The organism is Desulfotomaculum copahuensis, assembly GCF_001655685.1.
In the GTDB taxonomy this organism is placed as follows: Bacteria; Bacillota; Desulfotomaculia; order Desulfotomaculales; family Desulfovirgulaceae; genus Desulfotomaculum_G; species Desulfotomaculum_G copahuensis.
In genome coordinates this window covers 1-777 of the sequence record NZ_LYVF01000124.1, presented here as the reverse complement: position 1 = coordinate 777, position 777 = coordinate 1, and the positions used below count along the sequence as shown (strand labels likewise).

General features: G+C 55.7%; 2 protein-coding genes. Both read left to right on the top strand.

What is annotated here, in order from left to right; all coding sequences use genetic code 11:
- The coding region (locus A6M21_RS07885) for an ArsR/SmtB family transcription factor (protein ID WP_151191854.1) at nucleotides 1–201 on the top strand (201 nt) is incomplete at its 5' end.
- A 31-nt stretch (nucleotides 202–232) separates the two neighbouring features.
- Nucleotides 233–777, top strand: a 545-nt coding sequence (locus A6M21_RS07880) for a methyltransferase domain-containing protein (protein ID WP_151191853.1), incomplete at its 3' end; no start/stop codon positions are given.

The window sequence follows — 777 nt, the reverse complement described above, 5'->3', positions numbered from 1 at the left end:
GGCCTGTGCAACTGTGAACTGATGGCTGTTCTGGGCATGATCCAGTCCCGGGTTTCCTACCACATGAAAGAACTGACCGAAGCCGGGCTGGTTATTGAAAAGCCCCGGGGCAGATGGAAGGTGTATTTTATTAACACACAAACGCTAAGGCGGTACATCGAGCAGCTGAACCGGGACTTTGACTTGGAAAAGGAAGAATAAACAAAAAACTTTAACGCAAGGAGTGTTTTTAATGGCTGAAGATATCAGGGAGTTGGTCAGGGAGAAATATGCCCGGGCGATCAAAAGCAAAACCGGCTGCTGCGGTGAAAGTCCGGCAAGCTGCTGCTCCGGGGATTCCCTGAGCCGGGCCGCCAGTGTGATTACCGGGGACTTGTACCGGCCTGAAGAGGTTGCCGGACTGCCTGCGGATGCGGTGGCTGCTTCTTTTGGCTGCGGCAATCCCACGGCCCTGGCTGAATTGCACCCGGGGGAAGTGGTTCTGGATCTGGGCAGCGGGGCGGGCCTGGATGTACTGCTGTCCGCCCGGCGGGTGGGGCCGTACGGAAAGGCTTACGGTCTGGATATGACTGATGAGATGCTGGCTGAAGCAAGGTCGAATGTGGCCCGGGCCGGTGTGGAGAACGTGAAGTTTTTGAAGGGGCACATAGAAGATATACCTCTTCCCGGGAACACTGTGGACGTGATTATCTCCAACTGCGTAATTAATCTCTCGTCGGACAAGGACCGTGTTTTGCGTGAGGCTTACCGGGTATTGAAACCCGGCGGCCGGTTCGC